We start from the raw sequence: 20,831 nt of genomic DNA, 5'->3' as shown, positions 1-20,831 counted from the left end.
AAAATGGCGCAGATGCGCCAGCCCTTCGCTCGTCCTGCCGTTGCCCGGTTCGCCGAAGGTCCAACCGCCGCAGCCGAGAACCTCGCCAACCTCTTGAGCGACATAGAACGTTCCCGACGATCAGAAGATCGAGCTTCGCCTTTGTCATCAGTCGCAAGGCAACGGAGAGAACATCCCTGTCATATGCCGTCGCCATCATGGTCGGATAGCACCGGGCAAGGAGCGCTTCGACGCCGAAGGTGTCCTTTTCGGTGGCTTGTCTGATCTTCATGCCCCACCCCGCACACGTTGCCCTTGCCCGTTCGGGGATGCTCAGCCTCCCGATGAACCGGCCCGGCCGGCATCGGCGGACCCAAACCCGATGCTCAGATCCTGCCTGAGCCGCCCTTGGCGAGCCCTTCTCGGCTCCAGCGATCCATGACCCGCCGCGCCATCGATTCGGTAATGACAAGATGTGAGGCAAAGCCGCCCTTGAGGGCCGCCATCAGCGGCTCGAACTTGCTGTCCTCCTGCACGACCAGCATGCGTTTCTTGATCGCGCGGATGGAATCGAGATCGGCGGAGATACAGCGACGATTGTGCTCGCAATCCATCCATTGGCCGTCGCGGTCGATGAGTTGTCCGGCGATCACGCCCGCAGCACCCCGGTCGCCCATCGCATGCATGTCGTCAGCTGATAGCGCACCGCACTTGACGAGGTGGCTGTCGTCCTCGATGCCGCCGACGGAATAGAGCGCGAGCGCACAGTCGGAGATGGTGGCGAGCTGCTCCTTGATGACAGGCTCGCCACGCAATTCCTCGGCAAGCCGCTCGGAGGACAGCACCAGAGGCGCGTAAAAGTTTATGCCTTCCGCATTGAGGCGACGGGCGATTTCCGTGGTGCACTGGTCAGGGCGATAGGAATAGGGAGCGCCGAGGTTCCCGCAAAGCTGGACGACCGTGACGCCGCGCAAATCCGCAAAAGGCATGACGTCAGCGATGTGATATACGGTGCGGCCCCAGGCAACACCGATACGGTCGCCCTTGTTAATGAGTTCAAGAAAGACGGAAGCCGCGACAACAGGCATTTCGGCGGCCGGGTCCATCGCCTGCCGATCTTCCGGCACGAGCCAACAGCTCGTCAGCCCCGTCGCATCCTCCAGCTCGCGCGCAAGCACATCGCTTGAGAACAGTTCGGTCGACGTGGTGATCGTGACGATGCCCATCTCGCGCGCCTTGCGCAGATACATGGCGATCGATGCGCGGGAGATTTCCAGCCGCTGGGCAACTTCGTCCTGGCGCAATCCATGCGCATAATAGAGCCAGGCGGCTTTGTGGATAATCTGCTCGTTGGCGCGAATGGGCATTGGTGGTCTTTCACAAGAGATGATCTGACATAATTCATCAATGCTGACAAAAGTCAACGCACCTTGCCAGCCATCGGCATCTTACCCGCCAACGCGGCCGCCTGCCCACTGAAAGAACGATCGGCAGCGGCCTGTTCCATGCGCAGGCCAGCGCATCTCAAGACAGCGCATCCGAACCGCACCGGATGTACCTCACATGCCGCAGGGCATGCTCTGCCGCGACGACAGCGGCCGCGGATCGGACTGGGCAACGGCTTCGCCCATCAGCGAAAGGCGATCGCGCGCCAGTTGACGGTTGCAAACGTAATCCATATGTGAACATACTATTTATATAAGAGCTGCTTGATGCCGAAGGTCTCGGAAACAGCAGGCAGCTTGCGATTGCCGACCTTCTGCACAGGTGCTGATCATGGACGACTTCACTCCCACCGTCGGGGTTTCCTCGACACAGCCCACGGATATGCCGCAGGACCATGCTGCCTTGCCGGTTTGGAATGCGGAGAACTGGTTTTACGAGGACTGGCCCGTTGGCCAGCGCATCCGGTCCCTGCGGCGGACGATCTCGGAGAGCGACAGCCACCTGTTCAACACGCTGGTGGTCGACATCCATCCTTACGTGCAGGACCAGATGTTCGCCGAGCGGGAAGGCATCTTCGGCAAGCGTCTCGTTGCCGGCGCCTTCGTGTTCTCCGCCGGTCTCGGGCTCGTCGCCACCAACTGCGTCAACGCCTTTTCCTACGGCTACGACAAGCTGCGTTTCATCAAGCCGGTCTTCATCGGCGATACCATCTACACGATCCGCACCAACATGGACAAAACGCCCCGCTACCAGGAGCTCGGGCTTATTCGCGCTAGCTATCAGGTCTTCAAGGGTGAAGGCGAACTGGTGCTCTACTGCGAGCACCTGCAGACCGTGAAATACAAGAACCCCGCCGACTTCGTCGGCAAGACCGAGAAGTAATGCGCCGATGACCGTAGAAAACGAACTGCCGCTCTCAGGCCTTGTCGTCGTCGACATGAGCCAGTTTCTCTCGGGGCCCTATTGCTCGCTGCGCCTCATGGATCTCGGCGCACGTGTCATCAAGATCGAGCGCCCTGACGGCGGCGACCTGTCGCGCCGGCTCTATCTCAGCGACACCGAGATCGGCGGCGACTCGACGATCTTCCATGCTATCAACCGCGCCAAGGAAAGTCTGGCGATCAACCTCAAGAACGAGGCTGATCTTGCGGCCCTGAAGACGTTGCTCGCCAAGGCCGACGTCCTCATCCAGAATTTCCGTCCCGGCGTCATCCAGCGCCTCGGGCTCGACTACGAAGCGGTCAAGGCGATCAATCCGAAGATTGTCTATGCCTCGATCAGCGGCTACGGCGAGGAGGGGCCTTGGGTGAAGCGGCCGGGGCAGGACCTGCTCGCCCAATCACGCTCGGGCGTGATGTGGCTGAACGGCGACGAGGGGCAGGGGCCGGTGCCCTTTGGCCTGGCGATCGGCGACATGCTCGCCGGAGCAGCTGCCGCGCAAGGGATCCTCGCAGCGCTCGTTCGCCGCGGCATTTCCGGCAAGGGCAGCCTGATCGAAACCAGCCTGCTCGAAGCGCTCGTCGACTTCCAGTTCGAAGTGCTGACGACACATTTGAACGACGGCCGCCGGCTGCCGGCACGCTCCGGTTTCCGCAGCGCCCATGCGTACCTGTCGGCGCCTTACGGCGTCTATCCGGCCAAGGACGGCTATCTCGCCATCGCCATGACGCCGATCCCGAAGCTTGCCGACCTCCTGGAGATGCCCGAACTGGACACCTATCGCGATGATCCGGCCTCCTGGTTCTCCGAGCGTGACAAGATCAAGGCGCTGATTGCCAGGCGGATCGCCGAAAACAACATCGACCATTGGCTAAGCGTGCTTGAACCCGCCGACATCTGGTGCGCGCGTGTCCTCAACTGGAACGAGTTGCTCGAAAGCGACGGCTTCCGCGTCCTCGACATGCTGCAAACGGTCGTGCGTGAGGACGATGTCTCCATCCTGACCACGCGCTCGCCGCTCCGGGTCAATGGCAAGCGCGCCCAGGTGGATCGCGCCGCGCCACGCATCGGCGAGCACAGTGTTGCGATCCGCAAGGAGTTCGGCCTGTGAGCGTCACGTTGAAAGGCATGACCTGGAGCCACCCGCGCGGCCACGATCCGATGATCGCCTGTTCGCGGCTCTGGCAGGAGCGAACCGGTGTCACGGTCGAATGGGACAAGCGGTCGCTGCAGGATTTCGAAACCTATCCCGTCGAAGAGCTGGCGCGGGCCTATGACCTCATCGTCATTGACCATCCGCATGTCGGCCAGATCACCAAGGAAAAGTGCCTGACGCCGCTCGATATCGAAGGCCGTGAAGCGGAGCGCAAGGCGCTTGCCGATGCGAGTTTGGGACGTTCCTATCCGAGCTACAACTGGCAGGGCCGGCAATGGGCGTTTCCGATCGACGCGGCGACGCAAGTCCAGGCCTGGCGCCCGGACCAAGCTGAGCGCGCCGCGGACTGGTCTGAGATGCTGGTTTTGGCGCGCCAGGGAAAGGTCGCTCTGCCGATGCGCCCGCCGCATTCGCTGATGTGCTTCTACACGCTCTCAGCCAATCTCGGTCATGCCTGCCGTAGCGACGGGGCGGGGCAACTGATCGAGGCCGACGCAGGCATCGAAGCGTTCGAACGCCTGCGTGAGCTGACGGACCTGATCGACCCCAGGTGCTTCTCGATGGATCCGATCGCCGTGCTCGAGACGATGAGCGAGCCTCACTCGAAAATCGTCTGCGCGCCGCTGATCTACGGCTATGTCAGCTACGCGATGGCGGGTTTCCGGCCAACGCTGGTAAAGTTCGGCGATATCCCGGTGACCGGGCGCAATGGAGCTTCTGGTTCGGCGCTCGGCGGAACGGGGATCGCGGTCTCGGCGTTCTCCAGCGCGGTCGCCGCTGCGATCGATTTCGCCTATTTTGTCGCGAGCGGCGAAGTCCAGCGCGGTCCCTATGCCGCCGGTGGCGGACAGCCCGGCCATGCGGCCGCCTGGGACGATGACGGCGTCAATGCCGCAAGCTTGGACTTCTACCGCGCTACGCGAAAGACGCTGGAGACGGCCTGGGTTCGCCCAAGGCACGATGGCTACATGGCCTTCCAGCAGGTGGGCTCGGACAGGATCAATGACGGCCTTCTGCGCAAGGACGCCGCGCGCAAGGTTGTCGACGACCTCAATCGTCTGTTTGCGGAGAGCTTTGCCGCCGCCTGATCCTTGTCTCCGGGACGCCTTGGCGTCCCGGACTTTCCCCAAGCGTTTCCGCTTGAGAGCGGAGCTTTACGCGAGCTTCCAGATCCGGCGCGCATTGCCGGAGAGAAGCTTGCATTTTTCATCGGCGCTACAGCCCTTCAGAAGGGCATGGGTTGCTCCGACCCAGGTCGAAAGGTTGCCGCCGAGGGTGCAGACCGGCCAGTCACTTCCCCAGACCGCCCGGTCCCAGCCGAAGACGCCGATCGTGTGCTCGACATAGGGGCGCAGCGTCTCGACCTGCCAGGCCTCGTCCGCATAGGCGATGACGCCGGAGATCTTTGCCGTGACATTCGGGCGCCGGGCGATCTCGCTCATGTGCTCGCGCCAGGGGTGCTCGGCACCGGCACGAATGTCGGGGACGCCGCAATGGTCCAGGATGAATTGAAGGTCGGGCGCAAGATCGACAAGCGCGATCGCCGTCGGAATCTGGTGCGGCAGGACGCAGAGGTCGAAGGTGAAGCGGCGCCCATTCAACCTTCGAACGTTGTCGCGAAAGGTCTGCTGCTCGGACAGGTCGTCCGGCATCACATGCAGCACCCGGCGGAAACCCTTGACGAAGCCGTTCGTCTCCTGGCGTTCGAGATAGGCAGCAAAGCCATCCTCTTCGGGTCGGCAAGCGGCAATGGCGCCTTTGAGCAGGCTATCCGGCTCCTGCGCGAGCCGTTCGATCTCAGCCGTCTCCTGCTCGATCTCCGAAGGGTCGACATCCACCTCCATGTGCAGCGACGCCTCGATGCCAAGCCGACGGGCCTCGCGCGCGTAAGTCGTATAGAGAAAGTCCTGATCGAGTGCCGGCACGTCCGCAAGCCACGGATAGGCGAGCTTCGACCTGTCGATGAGGTGAAGATGGGTGTCGATGATCAAGGCGCCTCTCCTCCGAACGACGGCTCACATAAGAATGAACTGTTCAAATAAGAAGTAAGGCCATCACCAGCTGGCGTCAATCGGCTGCGGGCGCCACGTCCGAGCCAGCAAGCGTCGACAATTGCTCGGCGGTCTTCAGCAAAAGAGCGATCGTTTCGGTGATATCCGGCGCCGAGGGCGCATTGACCAGTGCGATATAGGGCACGGTGAGCGCCGCGATACCGCGGCCATCGGGGCCGAGGATCGGAGCCGAGAGATTATAAACGCCTGCCGTCTGCGCACTTGCCATCATTTCGTAGCCGCGCTCGCGGATCTGGTCGAGCCGCGCGTAGAATTCCGGTCCGCGCACCACCTCGTCTTTGCTCCTGGCATGTTCCGCGATCATCATTTCGCGCTCTTCCGATGAGCGGAAGGCAAGCAGGATGTGGCCCGACCCGGTATCGAACAGGCTGATATGCGATCCGACCCGGATCGAAATGCCCCAGTAATCCGGCGCCTCCTGCTGGGCAATGACCACGGCCGAGCCGCGATCGAACACTGCGAGGTGGTTTGCCTGCTTCGAACGCTGCGCCAGATCGCGCATCAAAGGCGTCGCATAGGAGGCAAGCCGGCGCACCGGTGCGTGCAGTTGCGAAAGCCCGAACAGCTTCAGCGTCAGCGAATAGCGGTCACCGTCGATGCGGGTGACATATCCCCGTCGCACCAGCCGGTCGAGCATCCGGTAGAACTCGTTCGGGCTTCGGTTCAGGCGCTTCGAAATCTCTGCCTGCGTCAGTCCACCGTCGACGCTGGCGAGCAACTCGAGAATGTCGAGTCCCTTATCGAGGGCGGGTGCGCGATAGCGATCAGACTCTTCGGTGTCCATGAAGCCTCCTTGGTGAATATTGATATCCATATACGCAGAAGAAGGCGCCGACAAAAGAAAGTTCTCCCTTGACGCCCTATAAATTTGTTGTTTGTATATGAATTAGTTTCTCACACATGAGAGCATCGCGCCAGGAAGAGGGCGTGAACCTGGGAGGAGTGGATATGGAAAGGCTGCTTGCCGGTGTCTCTGCCGGCGTTGTCATGCTTGCCTGTGCGATGGGGGCGGCCAGTGCCGCGGACCTGCCCGGCAAGTTCGAAGGCGTCACGATCGACGCCAAGCTGATCGGCGGACAGCAATACGAGAAGCTCTATGAGCGGATCGGCGAGTGGGAGAAGGCCACCGGCGCCAAGGTCAACATCCTGTCGAAGAAGAACCACTTCGAACTCGACAAGGAGATCAAGTCGGATATCGCGACCGGCGGCGTCAGCTGGTGCGTCGGCTCCAACCATTCCTCCTTTGCCCCGCAATACCCCGATATCTATACCGACCTGCTGGCGCTGCTGCCGCCGGAAGAGATCGCCAAGTTCGTGCCCGCGCTGATCGATGCCTCGACGCTCGAAGGCAAGCTGGTGATGCTGCCGCGCGCCCAGTTCGACGTGTCGGCGCTCTACTACCAGAAGAGCCTCTACCAGGACGAAGCGAAAAAGACCGCCTTCAAGGCGAAATACGGCTACGAGCTCGCACCGCCGGACACCTGGGCCCAGGTCAGCGACCAGGCCGAATTCTTCGCGGCACCGCCGAATTTCTACGGCACACAGTTCGCCGGCAAGGAAGAGGCCATCAACGGTCGCTTCTATGAAATGCTGGTCGCCGAAGGTGGCGAGTATCTCGACAAGGATGGTCGCCCGGCCTTCAATTCCGAAGCCGGCGTGCGGGCGCTCGACTGGTTCGTCAAGCTCTACAAGGACAAGGCGGTGCCGCCGGGCACCACCAACTACCTCTGGGACGACCTCGGCCAGGGCTTTGCCTCGGGCTCGATCGCCGTCAACCTCGATTGGCCTGGCTGGGCGAGCTTCTTCAACGATCCGAAGTCGTCCAAGGTCGCCGGCAATGTCGGCGTGAAGGTGCAGCCAGCCGGTTCTTCCGGCAAGCGCACGGGCTGGTCGGGCCATCACGGCTTCTCGGTGACGGAGGATTGCGCCAACAAGGAAGCAGCCGCATCACTCGTCTGGTGGCTGACCAACGAGGACAGCCAGAAGCTGGAATCGGCTGCCGGTCCGCTGCCAACCCGCACCGCCGTGTGGGAATACAACATCAAGGAAGCTGCCGGCGACGCCTACAAGACCGAGGTTCTGCAGGCTTTCCAGGAAGCCGCCAAGCATGCCTTCCCGGTTCCGAAGACCGCCGAGTGGATCGAGATCTCCAACGCCGTCTATCCGGAACTGCAGGCCGCCATCCTCGGCGACAAGACGTCGAAGGAAGCACTTGATGCCGCCGCCGAAAAGGCGACCGGAATTCTGGAAGACGCGGGCAAACTCTGAATGTGACCGAAGAGGCGGCGCCGATGCCTTGAGGGCGCCGGCGCCGCCTCGACCATTTCATGCAATCCTCAGGACTGCCCGATGAAGCTCAAGACATTGTCAGCACCGGCCCTGCTTCTGCTTCCGGCCTTTGTCGTGCTCGCGGCGGTGATCGTATTGCCGCTCATCTTTTCCTTCTATTCGAGCTTCACGCCGTTCCGCCTCACCAAGCCTGAGACGCTCTGTGTCTTCGTCGGTCTGCGCAACTACGCGACCGTTCTCGGCAACGCCGAGTTCTGGGTCGCCTTCGGCCGGACCGTACTGTTGCTGACGGTGGCCCTGAACGCCGAGATGCTGCTCGGTCTCGGCCTGGCGCTGCTCGTCAACAAGGCGACCCATGGCCAGCGCCTGCTGCGCACGGCCATGATGTTCCCGATGATGTTCTCGCCGGTGCTGGTCGGCTTCCAGTTCAAGTTCCTGTTCAACGACAACATCGGCTTCGTCAACAATGCGCTGCAGTCGCTGGGGCTGACGAACCAGGCGATCCCGTGGCTGATCGACGGCAATCTGGCGCTGCTGTCGATCATCATCGCCGAAGTCTGGTCCTCGACCGCAGTGTTTGCGATCCTGATCCTTGCCGGCCTGCTCGCCATGCCGAAGGATCCGGTCGAAGCCGCCCATGTCGACGGCTGCACGCCCTGGCAGACCTTCCGCTATGTCACCTGGCCCTATCTCATGCCCTTTGCCTTCATCGCCATGACGATCCGTTCGCTGGACGTGGCGCGGGCCTATGACATCGTCAAGATCATGACCGATGGCGGCCCTGCCAAGCGCACCGAACTGCTTTGGACGCTCGTCGGCCGCACGGCTTACGCCGATGCCCGCATGGGGCTCGCCAACGCCATGGCCTATGTCGCCATCCTCTTGTCGATCGTCTTCACCGTCTATTTCTTCCGCAAGCTCGCCGCGGCGCGCCAGCAGATCGGAGCCGAGTGGTAATGGATATCAACGCCTCGCACCGCCTGCGCCGTCGCGTCCTGAAGGTCGCGCACTTGATCGGCCTGTTTCTCGCAATGGCCGTGATCTGCCTGCCAGGCCTCTGGATCGTGCTGTCGTCGCTGCGCCCGACCGTCGAGATCATGGCCAAGCCGCCGGTCTGGATCCCGGAGAGCGTATCGCTCGATGCCTATCGCGCCATGTTTTCGGGCGCGGGGCAGGGGGGTGTTCCCGTCTGGGACTATTTCCGCAATTCGCTGATCATCTCGGTGACATCGACGGTGATCGCGCTCGCGATCGGCATGGCCGGCGGCTATGCCTTTGCCCGCTACCGTTTCAAGGCGAAGTCGGCGATCTTCCTCGGCTTCATGCTGACGCGGGCGGTGCCCGGCATCGCCTTGTCGCTGCCGCTCTTCATGCTCTATGCCCGCACCGGCATCATCGACACCCACTTCTCGCTGATCCTGACCTATGTCGCGCTCAACGTGCCCTTCACCATCTGGCTGATCGACGGCTTTTTCCGCCAGGTGCCGAAGGATCTCGCGGAGGCCGCCCAGATCGACGGCTGCACACCTTGGCAGGCCTTCTGGCAAGTGGAGTTTCCGCTCGCCGGTCCCGGCATCGCATCCGCCGGTATCTTCGCGTTCCTCACGTCCTGGAACGAGTATGCGCTCGCCTCTCAGATCACCCGCTCGGTCAATTCCAAGACCCTGCCGGTCGGGCTTCTCGACTACACCGCCGAATTCACCATCGACTGGCGCGGCATGTGCGCGCTCGCCGTCGTGATGATCGTCCCGGCGCTGACCCTCACCTTCATCATTCAGAAGCACCTCGTTTCGGGCCTCACCTTCGGCGCGGTGAAAGGATAATCGTTCATGGCTCCTGTCACCCTCAGGAAACTGGTCAAGCGCTACGGCGCGCTCGAGGTCGTCCACGGCATCGACCTCGAAGTGAAAGATCGCGAGTTCATCGCGCTCGTCGGCCCGTCCGGCTGCGGCAAGTCGACGACACTGCGCATGATCGCCGGCCTCGAGGATGTCAGCGACGGCGCGATCGAGATCGGCGGCCGCAAGGTCAACGAGCTGCCGCCGCGAGCGCGCAACATCTCCATGGTCTTCCAGTCCTACGCGCTCTACCCGCATATGACGGTCGCCGAAAACATGGGCTTTTCGCTGAAGATCGCCGGGCGTAAGCCGGACGAAATCAAGGCCCGCGTCGACGAAGCAGCTGTTATCCTCGACCTCGGCCACCTGCTTGAGCGCCGGCCGTCGCAGCTTTCCGGCGGCCAGCGCCAGCGCGTCGCCATGGGCCGGGCGATCGTGCGCCAGCCGGATGTCTTCCTGTTCGACGAGCCGCTGTCGAACCTCGACGCGAAGCTGCGCACGCAGGTGCGCACGGAGATCAAGAAGCTGCATGCCCGCATGCAGGCGACGATGATCTACGTGACCCACGACCAGGTCGAGGCGATGACGCTGTCGGACCGCATCGTCATCATGCGCGATGGCCATATCGAGCAGGTCGGCACGCCGGAAGAGGTGTTCCAGCGGCCGGCCACCAAGTTCGTCGCCGGCTTCATCGGCTCGCCGCCGATGAACATGGACGAGGCGATCGTCGACAACGGCGCGCTGGTCCTTGCAAGCGGCGTCCGGCTGCCGATCCCGCCGCGGTTCGCAAGTGCGCTGCGTCCGGGCCAGAAGGTGACGTTCGGCCTCCGGCCCGACGATATCTATCCGAGCGGCCACGGCCTGCATGCCGGCGATCCGGCGGCCGTGCACGAGGTGGAGCTGCCGGTGTCGATCACCGAACCGCTCGGCAACGAGACGCTCGTCTTCATCCAGTTCAACGGCCGCGACTGGGTCTCGCGCATGCTCAACCCGCGCCCGCTTACGTCAGGCGAAAAGGTGCGCATGAGCTTCGATCTGTCGCGCGCCCATCTCTTCGACATCGATACCGGCAAGGCTCTGGAAGGCTGACATGGCAAGAATCGAGAAAATTGAACTGCGCATGGTCGATCTGCCGCCGAAGGTGAAGCGGACCGATGCGATCCAGAGCTTCGTGAGTCAGGAAACGCCCATCGTCACCATCACCGACAGCGATGGCGCGACCGGCACCGGCTACAGCTACACCATCGGCACCGGCGGCTCCTCCGTGATGCGGCTGCTTTCCGATCACCTCGTTCCGATCCTGATCGGCGAGGATGCCGATTGCATCGAGGCGATCTGGCACAAGATGGAGTTCGCAACCCACGCGACGACCATCGGCGCAATCACGGCGCTGGCGCTGGCCGCCGTCGATACCGCGCTTTGGGACCTGCGCGCCAGGAAGCAGAAGCTGCCGCTCTGGAAGCTTGCCGGCGGTGCCAAGGAGAGCTGCCCGCTCTACACCACCGAAGGCGGCTGGCTGCATATCGACAAGGAGGCGCTGGTCGAGGACGCACTTGCCGCCAAGGCGAAGGGCTTTTCCGGTTCGAAGGTGAAGATCGGCAAGCCGCATGGGTCGGAGGATTACGATCGCCTGTCGGCGATGCGCATGGCGCTCGGCGACGGCTTCGAGATCATGACCGATTGCAATCAAGGTTTCACCGTCGACGAGGCGATCCGCCGGGCGTCGCGGCTGAAGGAGCTCGATCTCGCCTGGATCGAGGAGCCGCTGCCGGCCGACGATCTCGATGGTCATATCCGGCTGACGCGCTCGACGCCGACGCCGATCGCGGTTGGTGAATCGATGTATTCGATCCGCCATTTCCGCGAATATATGCAGAAGGGCGGCTGCTCGATCGTGCAGGTCGATGTCGCCCGCATCGGTGGCATCACGCCCTGGCTGAAGGTCGCGCATGCGGCGGAAGCGTTCGATATCCCGGTCTGCCCGCATTTCCTGATGGAGCTGCATGTGAGCCTCGTCTGCGCCGTGCCCAACGGCAAATATGTCGAGTACATTCCGCAGCTCGACGACCTGACGACGATGGGGATGGAGATCCGGAGCGGTCGCGCGATCGCGCCGTGCGAGCCGGGCATCGGGATTTCCTGGGACTGGGACGCTGTCCGCGCCCGCTCGATCGGCGAATTCACCCGTGAGTTTCGTGGCTAGAGCAATTCCAGCAAAAATGCGGAGCGGTTTTGCGTTCGGAATTGCGGAATACCAATAAGACGGAGGGCCTCATGCAGCGAATGGGAATGGTGATCGGTCTCGAAGCCGAAAAGATTGCCGAATACAAGGCGTTGCACGCCGCCGTCTGGCCGGCAATCCTTGCACTGATTTCCGACTGCAACGTCACCAACTATTCGATCTTCCTCAAGGAGCCGGAAAACCTGCTGTTCGGCTACTGGGAGTATGTCGGCTCTGACTTCGCGGCGGATATGGCCAAGATGGCGGCGCATCCGAAGAACCAGGAATGGTGGTCGGTCTGCATGCCCTGCCAGAGACCGCTCGAAACGCGCAAGGAAGGCGAGTGGTGGGCGATGATGGAAGAAGTGTTTCATCACGACGGCAAGGTATCCCGTGATGACTGAGAGCTTCGATCCCGGTGCGCTGAGACAATGGTGGCCGAAGCCAAGCAAGCCACGGCCGATCGTTATCTTTGGCGCCGGCAGCATCGTCGGCGACGCGCATCTGCCGGCCTATCGCAAGGCGGGTTTCCCCGTTGCCGGGATTTATGATCCGGATCACGCCAAAGCGTCTCGCCTTGCCGAGACCTGGGGCATTCGCGCCTTCGAGACGGAGGCGGACGCGCTTGCGGTCGCCGATGCGATCTTCGACCTCGCGATCCCGCCCGCCGCCCATGCCGCAATCCTTGGCCGGTTGCCGGTGGGTGCTGCCGCATTGATCCAGAAGCCGATGGGGTCGGACCTCGACGCGGCGACCGCCATTCTTCAGATCTGCCGGACGCGCAAGCTCAAGGCGGCCGTCAACTTCCAGCTCCGTTTTGCGCCGATGATGCTGGCCCTCAAAGACGCCATCGTTAAGGGGCATCTCGGCGAGGTCGTCGACTTTGACGCCTGGCTGGCGCTTGCCACCCCCTGGGGCCTTTGGCCGTTCCTCAAAGGTCTGCCGCGCATCGAGATCGCCATGCACTCGATCCACTATCTCGACCTGCTCCGCGACCTGCTCGGCAATCCCTCAGGAGTCCATGCCAAGTCAATCGGCCATCCGAACCATGACGTCGCCCAGACGCGGACGTCTGCGATCCTCGATTATGGCGATCGCGTCCGCTGCGCGCTTTCGGTCAATCACGACCATGATTTCGGCCGCAAGTTCCAGGCCTGCGAGTTCCGAATTTCCGGCACCTCGGGTGCGGCCTATGTGAAGCTCGGCGTCAACCTCGACTATCCCAAGGGCGAGCCGGACGAGCTCTGGATCCGGCCGGCCGGTGGCAGCGACTGGGTGTCCGTGCCGCTCGAGGGCGCCTGGTTCCCCGATGCCTTCGTCAACCGCATGGCCAATCTGCAGCGTTTTGCTGCGGGCGAGGACCAAGAACTGATCGGCTCGGTGGAGGACGCCTGGCAGACGATGGCCCTGGTCGAGGCCGCCTATCAATCGAGTGCCGCGCCGGCAACGGCGATCGCGACCCTTCCGGGACAGTGACATGGCTGAACAGATCATCCACTTTGAAGACTACGTGTTGGGGCATGAGCGCCTGACGACCGGCCGCACGATTACAGAGACCGACTTCGTCGTTCATGCCGGCCACACCGGCGATTTCTTTCCGCACCACATGGACGCGGAGTTCGCCAAGACCCTGCCGGGCGGCCAGCGCATCGCCCACGGCACCATGGTCTTTTCGATCGGCGTCGGCCTCACCGCATCGCTGATCAATCCGGTTGCCTTTTCCTACGGCTATGATCGTCTGCGCTTCGTGCGTCCCGTTCATATCGGCGATACGATCCGCACCCGCGTGACCGTCGCTGCCAAGGAGGACGATCCGAAGCGGCCGAAGGCCGGACGCGTTGTCGAACGATGCGAAGTTATCAACCAGCGTGGCGAGGTCGTCCTCGCCGCCGACCATATCCTGGTCGTCGAACGCAAAGCATGAGGGATCGAGAATGACAGCGGATCTTAAAGGCAAGGTCGTCCTGATTACGGCTGCAGCCCAGGGCATCGGCCGCGCTTCGGCTTTGGCCTTTGCAAAGGCCGGCGCGAAAGTGCACGCGACGGATATCAACGCCGATGCGCTTGCGGCGCTCGCTGCGGAAGCGGACGTTGCGACGCACCGGCTGGACGTGCTCGATACGCAGGCCGTCGAAGCGCTCGTCGCGAAGATCGGCGCCATCGATATCCTCTTCAACTGCGCCGGCTTCGTTCATGCCGGGTCGATCCTGGAGATGAAGGATTCCGACCTCGAATTCGCCCTCGACCTTAACGTCAAGGCGATGATCCGCACCATCCGCGCGGTGCTGCCAGGCATGCTTGCGCGCAAGGACGGCGCGATCATCAACATGGCTTCGGTCGCTTCCAGCATCAAAGGCGTGCCGAACCGGTTTGCCTATGGCGTCACCAAGGCCGCCGTCATCGGCCTCACAAAGGCCGTTGCGGCCGACTATGTGTCAGAGGGCATTCGCTGCAACGCCATCTGCCCCGGCACCGTCGAAAGCCCGTCCTTGCAGGACCGCATGCGTGCCCAGGGCGACTATGAAACGGCGCGCGCGGCCTTCATCGCCCGCCAGCCGATGGGGCGCCTCGGCACGCCGGAAGAGATTGCGGACCTTGCCGTTCATCTCGCCGGTGCGACCTATACGACCGGCCAGGCCTATGCCATCGATGGCGGCTGGACCATCTGACAACCCACAAGCAGGAAGCAGACACATGAAACTTCTTCGTTATGGCCTCCCGGGCCAGGAAAAGCCGAGCGTCCTCGATGCAAATGGCACCTTGCGCGATCTCTCCGGCCACGTTGCCGATTTCTCGGGCGCCGCCCTCGACCCCGACAAGCTCTCGGAGCTCAAGGCACTCGATCTCGCCGGCCTGCCTGTTGTCGACGGCAACCAGCGGCTCGGCCCTTGCGTCGCCGGCACCGGCAAGTTCATTTGCATTGGCCTCAACTACTCCGACCACGCCGCCGAGACCGGCGCCACGGTCCCGCCGGAGCCGATCATCTTCATGAAGGCGACGTCGGCGATCGTCGGTCCGAACGACGATCTGATCATTCCGCGCGGCTCGACCAAGACCGACTGGGAAGTGGAACTCGGCGTCGTCATCGGCCGCAAGGCGAAGTACGTCACCGAGGCCGAAGCCCTCGACTATGTCGCCGGCTATTGCACCGTGCACGATGTCTCCGAGCGCGCCTTCCAGATCGAGCGCCAGGGCCAGTGGACCAAGGGCAAGTCCTGCGACACCTTCGGCCCCACCGGCCCCTGGCTCGTGACCAAGGATGAGATTGCCGATCCGCAGAACCTGCCGATGTGGCTGAAGGTCAATGGCGAGACGATGCAGAATGGTTCGTCGAAAACCATGGTCTATGGCGTCGCCTATCTCGTTTCCTACCTGTCGCAGTTCATGTCGCTGCAGCCGGGCGACATCATCTCCACCGGCACGCCGCCCGGCGTCGGCATGGGCATGAAGCCGCCGCGTTACCTCAAGGCCGGCGACGTCGTCGAACTCGGCATCGAGGGCCTCGGCAGCCAGAAGCAGTCCGTCCGCGCGGACGATTGATTACCGTCGACTGGAGTGACCATGACCCGCATCACTGATCTGCGCGTCTTCGACCTGCGCTTCCCGACCTCGCAGAGCCTTGACGGTTCCGATGCGATGAACCCGGACCCGGATTACTCCGCGGCCTATGTCATCCTCGACACGGACAGGCCCGGTGTTGCGGGCCATGGTCTTACCTTCACCATCGGCCGCGGCAACGACATCTGCTGCATGGCGATCAAAGCCATGCGGCATCTGATCGTCGGCCAGGATACCGCCGACATCCTCGCCCATCCCGGCCGCTTCTGGCGGCATCTGACGAGTGACAGCCAGTTGCGCTGGATCGGCCCAGAGAAAGGCGCGATGCATCTGGCGACCGGCGCCGTCGTCAACGCCGTCTGGGACCTGCTCGCCAAGGAGGCGGGCAAGCCTGTCTGGCGTCTGGTCGCTGACATGTCGCCGGAAGAGATCGCCGACATCGTCGACTATCGCTACATGACCGACGTGCTCACGCGCGACGAGGCCGTCGCCATCCTGCGCAAGGCAGAGCCCGGCAAGGCCGAGCGCATCGTAACGCTCCAGAAGGAGGGCTATGCCTGCTACACGACCTCGGCCGGCTGGCTCGGTTATGACGACGACAAGCTCCGGCGGCTCGCCCAGGAAGCGATCGACGAGGGCTTCAATCATATCAAGATGAAGGTCGGGCGCGATCTTGCCGACGATATCAGGCGGCTGACGATCGCACGCGAAGTGATCGGGCCCGACCGCTATCTGATGATCGACGCCAACCAGGTCTGGGAGGTCGGCGAGGCGATCGACTGGGTCAAACAGCTCGCCTTTGCCAAACCGTTCTTCATCGAGGAGCCGACGAGCCCCGACGATGTCGCCGGTCACCGGAAGATCCGCGAGGCGATCGGACCGGTGAAGGTCGCGACCGGCGAGATGTGCCAGAACCGCATCATGTTCAAACAGTTCATCGCCGAGGGTGCGATCGATATCGTCCAGATCGACTCGTGCCGCATGGGCGGCCTGAACGAGGTGCTTGCGGTGCTGCTCGTTGCTGCCAAATACGGGCTGCCGGTCTGGCCGCATGCCGGCGGCGTCGGCCTTTGCGAATATGTGCAGCATCTGTCGATGATCGACTATGTCGCCATCTCCGGCACGAAAGAGGGCCGCGTCATCGAATATGTCGACCATCTGCACGAGCACTTCTTCGATGCCTGCGTGATCGAGAACGCGGCCTATATGCCGCCGCAGCGGCCGGGCTTCTCGATCGAGATGAAGCCGCAGTCGATTGCCGACTACACGTTCCACGGCTGATCGATCCGAAGACATTTATAAGAGAATTCAGTATTCACAAACAGCCGGCGCGGTGCGAACCGCGCCGGCTTCGTTTGTTCTGTCACCTGCAAAGCGTGGCAAGCAATTGGTAATTGATGAACGGTGCGGCGATCTTCTGCGTGTTCAAAGTTCATTTCCCTTGACGGCACGGAATCATTCATGAATAGTTTATTCATTCGCATATGAATTCCGGAGGGGAGTCCGGAAAAAAGAGGAGGAATTGATGAAGACCTTGCTTCTGGCCGCCACAATGGCTGCCCTGTCCTTTTGTGGCGTCGCCCAAGCGCAGGAATACAGCCTGCGGTTCTCGACCTCGCAGGTGAATCCCAACGAGCCGATCGTCAAAGCGATGAAGACCTATGCCGAGCGTGTCGGCGAACGTTCGGGCGGCCGCATCGCCATCACGGTCATGACGGGTGATCAGCTGGGTGCGCAGAAAAAGGTCAACGAGATGGTCATGAGCGGTGCAAGCCTGCTCAGTGCCACGGATTATGGCCAGCTCGGCCAGTTCGTGCCGGATCTCTCCATTCTGGCCGGTCCCTATGTCTATCCGGACCTGGTCGCGACCGACCGCCTGTTCGCATCGGACCTTTACAAGGAACTTTCGGGCAAGCTCGAGGCCCAAGGCATCAAGATCATCATGCCGAACGGGCTTTTCGGCTACCGCCACATCATCGCCAACAAGCCGGTCCGCTCGCCGGCGGATCTCGCCGGCGTCACCATTCGCGTGCCCGCGTCGCCGATCATGATGGCGACCTTCGGCAATTACGGCGCACGCCCGACGGAACTGCCGTGGGGCGACGTCTACAACGCGCTTCAGACCGGCGTCGTCGATGCGGCCGAAGGCCCCTTCGGCTCGATCGCCGGCGCCAAGCTGAACGAGACGCGCAAGGTCATCTCCAAGACCGGTCACCAGATCATGTTTACCGCCTGGGTCGCCTCCAGCCAGTTCTTCAACGGCCTGCCGGAAGACCTGCAGAAGATCGTTCTTGAAGAAGGCCAGACGATCGCCAAGGAACTGACGGAGATGACGCTCGAAACGGACGACGCCTATGCCAAGCAGCTTGCTGCTTCCGGCGTCGAGATTGTCACCGATATCGACATCTCGGCCTTCATCGAAGCCTCGCGCGCGGCCTACGAGAAAGTGCCGAACATCACGCCTGGAATGTACGACCAGGTGCAGAAGGCGATGGCGCAGTAGCGGGCGACGGCGGGACGCGGCCATAAGGGTGCCGCGTCGCGATCGCGTCGGCCGCACTCAGCCAGGCGGCCGCGAAGGAAAGCCATCAGGCCGACGTGCGCGCCGGCCTTGTTCCGCCTTTCAAATGATTGGGGCCATCATGGAAATCTCACGCTCGTCCGAAGAGACCGTTCCTCTGTTCAGCCTGCAGCGCGCCGATGAAGCGATCGGTGTCGCTGCCCTCCTCGTCATCGTCTTCTCGATCCTCTGGGGCGTCGTCAGCCGCTACATCTTCCCGCAGCCGGCCGCCTGGACCTACGAACTGGCGATCATGGCCTTCGCCTATCTCGTCTTCTTTGGCGCCGTCGCCGGCGTCCGTCTCGGCACCCATGCGGCGATCGATGTCCTCGTCGCAGCATTGCCCGACAGCTGCCAGCGCGGGATCGCCTGGTTCAACTACCTGCTGCTCGCGCTGTTCTTCATCGTCATGACGGTGCTCTTCGGCTGGCAGGCCTGGACGTCGCGGCATGTGCACACGATCGCGATGGATCTGTCGCGCAGTCTTTCCTACGGGCCGCTGGCGCTGGCGTCGGCCGGCATGTTCGTCCAGCACCTGATCGTCGAGAGGCCGTGGACCGTCCGCCTGCACCGCAAAGTGGAATCGCTGATATGACCTTCTTTCATCTCGCCGGCCCCTCGCTCCTGGTCGTCGTCCTCTTCCTGTTGTCGACACCGATCACCTGGGCGATGGCGATCGGGGCGCTCGCCTTCTTCTTCATCAACATGGACATAATCCCGCTTGCCAACTTCGCCCAGGAGATGGCGGAAGGCAGCCAGTCCGTGTCTCTGCTGGCACTGCCGCTCTTCGTGCTCGCCGGTTGCATCATGAACGCCTCGGGCATCACCCGCCGGCTGCTGACGCTTGCCGATGTGCTGGTCGGCCACATGACCGGCGCGCTGGCGCAGATGTGCACCGTGCTCGGTACCTTGCTCGGCGGGCTGACGGCCTCTGCCAACGCCGATGCGGCGATGCTGGCAAAGACGCTTGGCGTCGAAATGACGGAAAGGGGCTACAGCCGCGCGTTTGCGGCGGTGATCACCTCGTCAGCCTCCATCATCACCAGCCTGATCCCGCCCTCGATTGGCCTCATCGTCTATGGCTTCCTGGCCGAGACCTCGATCGGCCGCCTGTTTGCAGCCGGCGTCGTTCCCGGCCTTGTGCTTGCGGCCGGCCTGATGGTCACCACCTATTTCATTGCGCGCAAGCGTGGCTACAAGCCGCTCCGCAAGGAGCGCGCCAGCCGGGCGGAGGCAAGCCGGGCGCTGGTCGACGGCCTCTGGGCGCTGTCGATCCCGGTCGTCATCTTTGCCGGCACGCGCTACGGCCTTTTCACCACCACCGAGGCCGGCGCGGTTGTCGTCGTCTACGTGCTGTTCGTCGCCGTCTTCGGCTACCGCGAATTCACCTTCCGGCAGATTCCTGAAGTGCTGGCCGAGGCGGTGCGCGATTCCTCGGTGGTCATGATCATGATCTGCGCGGCCGCCGCCTTCGGCTTCTATCTCGCCTGGGAGCAGGTGCCGCAGGCGATGTCGGGATGGCTCGGCGGCGCCACCGACAATCCGCTGTTGATGCTGCTTCTCATCAACGTGCTTTTGATCGTCATCGGCACGGCAATCGAAGGCTCGGCGGCACTGATCATCCTTACGCCGATGCTAATCCCGATCATCGACGGCGTCGGCATCGACCGCGTACATTTCGGCGTCGTCTTCATCACCAACCTGACGATTGCCGGCATCACGCCACCGGTCGGGGGCCTCATGTACATCTCGTCCATGGTGCTGAAGGTGCCGATGATGGCCTATGCGCGCGAGGTGCTGCCCTATCTCGCAATGATGATGGTTCTTCTCGTGGCGCTCAGCATGTTTCCGCAGTTGTCGCTGTGGCTGCCGAATCTCGTCTACGGAACGGTCGCGGTGCAATAGCGCGGTCAATCCGGCTCTGCGGCGCAGTTTGGCGTCGCAGCACACATCACGGTTTTGAATCGATCGGCTGCGATCGATTCAAAACTCTCGTTGGACGCGCTGTGCCTCCTCAGCCATCGTCCTCAGATGCTTAGTCAGCCCTACCACCTCTATGTCGAGAGAACGGATCCGCGCGAAAACATGGCTCGCTTTTATGCGATGTCGATCGAGCAGACGCTGTTTGGACAGGCATGCCTGACGCGGCGCTGGGGCAGGATCGGCGTCACGGGGCAGTCGATGGTCCATCACTTTGAAGATGAAATGGAAGCAGTCACGCTGTTCCTCGATGTCCTCAAGAGCAAGCGGAAGCGTGGATATCACCCGCCGGTCCGTTGCGTTTTGCGGTGAACCGTCGTGCCGGGTTCACGGTAGCGCCACCTTCCGTTTGTGGTCTGGAATTTTACCCTACCGAAATCGGCCCGACCGAGGGCAGCCGTCTCGATCGTGAGCACGAGGTCGTAGGCCTCGCCTCAGGTCCAGGTCGTCAGACGGCGGTCGGCAGTTGCCGCAGCGTCGCCGCGCTGCCGGTCGCAAACTCGCGAGCGTAACCGTCCTGCATGGCTCCCATTTCCCGCTGCACGCCAAAGACACCCGCTCTTCGACCCTTGCCCGCCATCCCAAAGGCAGCGCGCGGTGGCTGCGCGTCATCGTCGCGACGACTCCATATTGCCGCCTATTAATTTAGCCCGCGCACATATGAATCAGAACGAATATTCCAGTCCCCAATATCTTCGATTTACTCATTCTATTTTTCCCTTGCAGGTTCGTTCTCGTTCGTTTTTAATCAGCGCACTTTCGCCACGAAAGTCAGACGCGCCTGCTGAGGAGA

General features: G+C 62.4%; 21 protein-coding genes. 18 read left to right on the top strand and 3 right to left on the bottom strand.

What is annotated here, in order from left to right:
* Positions 1–365: 365 nt before the first annotated feature.
* Positions 366–1,346: a sugar-binding transcriptional regulator gene (locus BBX50_RS12395; protein WP_065775634.1), complete on the bottom strand. Its 981-nt coding sequence runs from the start codon at positions 1,344–1,346 to the stop codon at positions 366–368.
* A gap of 409 nt (positions 1,347–1,755) precedes the next feature.
* Here BBX50_RS12395 and BBX50_RS12390 point away from each other — a divergent pair, with 409 nt between their 5' ends.
* From BBX50_RS12390 to BBX50_RS12380, 3 genes are read left to right on the top strand one after another with little or no spacing between them, the layout of a single operon-like run.
* Positions 1,756–2,307 (top strand): MaoC family dehydratase, encoded by a 552-nt coding sequence (locus BBX50_RS12390; RefSeq protein WP_065775672.1) that lies wholly within the window; start codon positions 1,756–1,758, stop codon positions 2,305–2,307.
* 7 nt (positions 2,308–2,314) lie between these two features.
* On the top strand, positions 2,315–3,475 hold the full coding sequence (locus BBX50_RS12385; protein WP_065775633.1) for a CaiB/BaiF CoA-transferase family protein: 1,161 nt from the start codon (positions 2,315–2,317) through the stop codon (positions 3,473–3,475).
* On the top strand, positions 3,472–4,608 hold the full coding sequence (locus tag BBX50_RS12380; protein ID WP_065783743.1) for an extracellular solute-binding protein: 1,137 nt from the start codon (positions 3,472–3,474) through the stop codon (positions 4,606–4,608). The genes BBX50_RS12385 and BBX50_RS12380 overlap by 4 nt, the downstream gene beginning before the upstream one ends.
* A 66-nt stretch (positions 4,609–4,674) precedes the next feature.
* On the opposite strand, the gene BBX50_RS12375 is transcribed toward BBX50_RS12380, so the two are convergent.
* Positions 4,675–5,511 (bottom strand): amidohydrolase, encoded by an 837-nt coding sequence (locus BBX50_RS12375; RefSeq protein ID WP_065775632.1) that lies wholly within the window; start codon positions 5,509–5,511, stop codon positions 4,675–4,677.
* A 76-nt stretch (positions 5,512–5,587) separates the two neighbouring features.
* Positions 5,588–6,376, bottom strand: coding sequence for an IclR family transcriptional regulator (locus BBX50_RS12370; RefSeq protein ID WP_065775631.1), 789 nt, complete (start codon positions 6,374–6,376; stop codon positions 5,588–5,590).
* Between the two features lie 164 nt (positions 6,377–6,540).
* Between BBX50_RS12370 and BBX50_RS12365 the strand changes: the two genes are divergently transcribed.
* The 15 genes from BBX50_RS12365 (at position 6,541) to BBX50_RS12295 (ending at position 20,350) form a co-directional block, all read left to right on the top strand.
* The gene (locus BBX50_RS12365; protein WP_065775630.1) at positions 6,541–7,860 is read left to right on the top strand and encodes an extracellular solute-binding protein; all 1,320 of its coding nucleotides are present in this window, start codon (positions 6,541–6,543) and stop codon (positions 7,858–7,860) included.
* Between the two features lie 81 nt (positions 7,861–7,941).
* Complete coding sequence (locus tag BBX50_RS12360; RefSeq protein ID WP_065775629.1) at positions 7,942–8,838, top strand: sugar ABC transporter permease; 897 nt, start codon at positions 7,942–7,944, stop codon at positions 8,836–8,838.
* Entirely contained in the window at positions 8,838–9,704 is an 867-nt protein-coding gene (locus BBX50_RS12355) for a carbohydrate ABC transporter permease (protein WP_065775628.1), read from the top strand. Before BBX50_RS12360 ends, BBX50_RS12355 begins: the two co-directional genes overlap by 1 nt.
* A gap of 6 nt (positions 9,705–9,710) precedes the next feature.
* The gene (gene ugpC / locus BBX50_RS12350) at positions 9,711–10,808 is read left to right on the top strand and encodes a sn-glycerol-3-phosphate ABC transporter ATP-binding protein UgpC (RefSeq protein WP_065775627.1); all 1,098 of its coding nucleotides are present in this window, start codon (positions 9,711–9,713) and stop codon (positions 10,806–10,808) included.
* Position 10,809: 1 nt separating this feature from the next.
* Positions 10,810–11,922 carry a mandelate racemase/muconate lactonizing enzyme family protein gene (locus BBX50_RS12345; protein WP_065775626.1) on the top strand — a complete coding sequence of 371 codons (1,113 nt, stop codon included), beginning with the start codon at positions 10,810–10,812 and terminating at the stop codon, positions 11,920–11,922.
* A 71-nt stretch (positions 11,923–11,993) separates the two neighbouring features.
* Positions 11,994–12,344: an L-rhamnose mutarotase gene (locus BBX50_RS12340; protein ID WP_065775625.1), complete on the top strand. Its 351-nt coding sequence runs from the start codon at positions 11,994–11,996 to the stop codon at positions 12,342–12,344.
* Complete coding sequence (locus tag BBX50_RS12335) at positions 12,337–13,416, top strand: Gfo/Idh/MocA family oxidoreductase (RefSeq protein ID WP_065775624.1); 1,080 nt, start codon at positions 12,337–12,339, stop codon at positions 13,414–13,416. Before BBX50_RS12340 ends, BBX50_RS12335 begins: the two co-directional genes overlap by 8 nt.
* Before the next feature lies 1 nt (position 13,417).
* Entirely contained in the window at positions 13,418–13,864 is a 447-nt protein-coding gene (locus tag BBX50_RS12330) for a MaoC/PaaZ C-terminal domain-containing protein (protein ID WP_065775623.1), read from the top strand.
* 10 nt (positions 13,865–13,874) lie between these two features.
* Complete coding sequence (locus BBX50_RS12325) at positions 13,875–14,609, top strand: SDR family oxidoreductase (RefSeq protein WP_065775622.1); 735 nt, start codon at positions 13,875–13,877, stop codon at positions 14,607–14,609.
* 25 nt (positions 14,610–14,634) lie between these two features.
* Entirely contained in the window at positions 14,635–15,480 is an 846-nt protein-coding gene (locus BBX50_RS12320) for a fumarylacetoacetate hydrolase family protein (protein ID WP_065775621.1), read from the top strand.
* 21 nt (positions 15,481–15,501) lie between these two features.
* Positions 15,502–16,779, top strand: coding sequence for an L-fuconate dehydratase (locus tag BBX50_RS12315; RefSeq protein ID WP_065775620.1), 1,278 nt, complete (start codon positions 15,502–15,504; stop codon positions 16,777–16,779).
* Positions 16,780–17,023: 244 nt separating this feature from the next.
* A complete protein-coding gene (locus BBX50_RS12310; protein ID WP_065775619.1) occupies positions 17,024–18,001 on the top strand; it encodes a C4-dicarboxylate TRAP transporter substrate-binding protein in 978 nt (325 codons plus the stop codon).
* Between the two features lie 139 nt (positions 18,002–18,140).
* The gene (locus BBX50_RS12305; RefSeq protein WP_065775618.1) at positions 18,141–18,653 is read left to right on the top strand and encodes a TRAP transporter small permease; all 513 of its coding nucleotides are present in this window, start codon (positions 18,141–18,143) and stop codon (positions 18,651–18,653) included.
* Positions 18,650–19,963, top strand: coding sequence for a TRAP transporter large permease (locus tag BBX50_RS12300; protein WP_065775617.1), 1,314 nt, complete (start codon positions 18,650–18,652; stop codon positions 19,961–19,963). The genes BBX50_RS12305 and BBX50_RS12300 overlap by 4 nt, the downstream gene beginning before the upstream one ends.
* Before the next feature lie 126 nt (positions 19,964–20,089).
* The gene (locus BBX50_RS12295; protein ID WP_065775616.1) at positions 20,090–20,350 is read left to right on the top strand and encodes a WGR domain-containing protein; all 261 of its coding nucleotides are present in this window, start codon (positions 20,090–20,092) and stop codon (positions 20,348–20,350) included.
* The last annotated feature ends 481 nt before the right edge of the window (positions 20,351–20,831 follow it).

This window comes from Ensifer sp. LC11 (assembly GCF_001695835.1).
In the GTDB taxonomy this organism is placed as follows: domain Bacteria; phylum Pseudomonadota; class Alphaproteobacteria; order Rhizobiales; family Rhizobiaceae; genus Ensifer.
Note: the sequence above shows the minus strand (reverse complement) of the source record. Positions and strands in the feature narration are given on the sequence as shown.

What these genes read in the sequence shown, in the direction of transcription:
- BBX50_RS12395 (WP_065775634.1), bottom strand. Translation starts at nt 1,346, where the DNA reads ATGCCCATTCGCGCCAACGAGCAGATTATCCACAAAGCCGCCTGGCTC.
- BBX50_RS12390 (WP_065775672.1), top strand. Translation starts at nt 1,756, where the DNA reads ATGGACGACTTCACTCCCACCGTCGGGGTTTCCTCGACACAGCCCACG.
- BBX50_RS12385 (WP_065775633.1), top strand. Translation starts at nt 2,315, where the DNA reads ATGACCGTAGAAAACGAACTGCCGCTCTCAGGCCTTGTCGTCGTCGAC.
- BBX50_RS12370 (WP_065775631.1), bottom strand. Translation starts at nt 6,376, where the DNA reads ATGGACACCGAAGAGTCTGATCGCTATCGCGCACCCGCCCTCGATAAG.
- BBX50_RS12365 (WP_065775630.1), top strand. Translation starts at nt 6,541, where the DNA reads ATGGAAAGGCTGCTTGCCGGTGTCTCTGCCGGCGTTGTCATGCTTGCC.
- BBX50_RS12360 (WP_065775629.1), top strand. Translation starts at nt 7,942, where the DNA reads ATGAAGCTCAAGACATTGTCAGCACCGGCCCTGCTTCTGCTTCCGGCC.
- BBX50_RS12355 (WP_065775628.1), top strand. Translation starts at nt 8,838, where the DNA reads ATGGATATCAACGCCTCGCACCGCCTGCGCCGTCGCGTCCTGAAGGTC.
- ugpC (WP_065775627.1), top strand. Translation starts at nt 9,711, where the DNA reads ATGGCTCCTGTCACCCTCAGGAAACTGGTCAAGCGCTACGGCGCGCTC.
- BBX50_RS12345 (WP_065775626.1), top strand. Translation starts at nt 10,810, where the DNA reads ATGGCAAGAATCGAGAAAATTGAACTGCGCATGGTCGATCTGCCGCCG.
- BBX50_RS12340 (WP_065775625.1), top strand. Translation starts at nt 11,994, where the DNA reads ATGCAGCGAATGGGAATGGTGATCGGTCTCGAAGCCGAAAAGATTGCC.
- BBX50_RS12335 (WP_065775624.1), top strand. Translation starts at nt 12,337, where the DNA reads ATGACTGAGAGCTTCGATCCCGGTGCGCTGAGACAATGGTGGCCGAAG.
- BBX50_RS12330 (WP_065775623.1), top strand. Translation starts at nt 13,418, where the DNA reads ATGGCTGAACAGATCATCCACTTTGAAGACTACGTGTTGGGGCATGAG.
- BBX50_RS12325 (WP_065775622.1), top strand. Translation starts at nt 13,875, where the DNA reads ATGACAGCGGATCTTAAAGGCAAGGTCGTCCTGATTACGGCTGCAGCC.
- BBX50_RS12320 (WP_065775621.1), top strand. Translation starts at nt 14,635, where the DNA reads ATGAAACTTCTTCGTTATGGCCTCCCGGGCCAGGAAAAGCCGAGCGTC.
- BBX50_RS12315 (WP_065775620.1), top strand. Translation starts at nt 15,502, where the DNA reads ATGACCCGCATCACTGATCTGCGCGTCTTCGACCTGCGCTTCCCGACC.
- BBX50_RS12310 (WP_065775619.1), top strand. Translation starts at nt 17,024, where the DNA reads ATGAAGACCTTGCTTCTGGCCGCCACAATGGCTGCCCTGTCCTTTTGT.
- BBX50_RS12305 (WP_065775618.1), top strand. Translation starts at nt 18,141, where the DNA reads ATGGAAATCTCACGCTCGTCCGAAGAGACCGTTCCTCTGTTCAGCCTG.
- BBX50_RS12300 (WP_065775617.1), top strand. Translation starts at nt 18,650, where the DNA reads ATGACCTTCTTTCATCTCGCCGGCCCCTCGCTCCTGGTCGTCGTCCTC.
- BBX50_RS12295 (WP_065775616.1), top strand. Translation starts at nt 20,090, where the DNA reads ATGCTTAGTCAGCCCTACCACCTCTATGTCGAGAGAACGGATCCGCGC.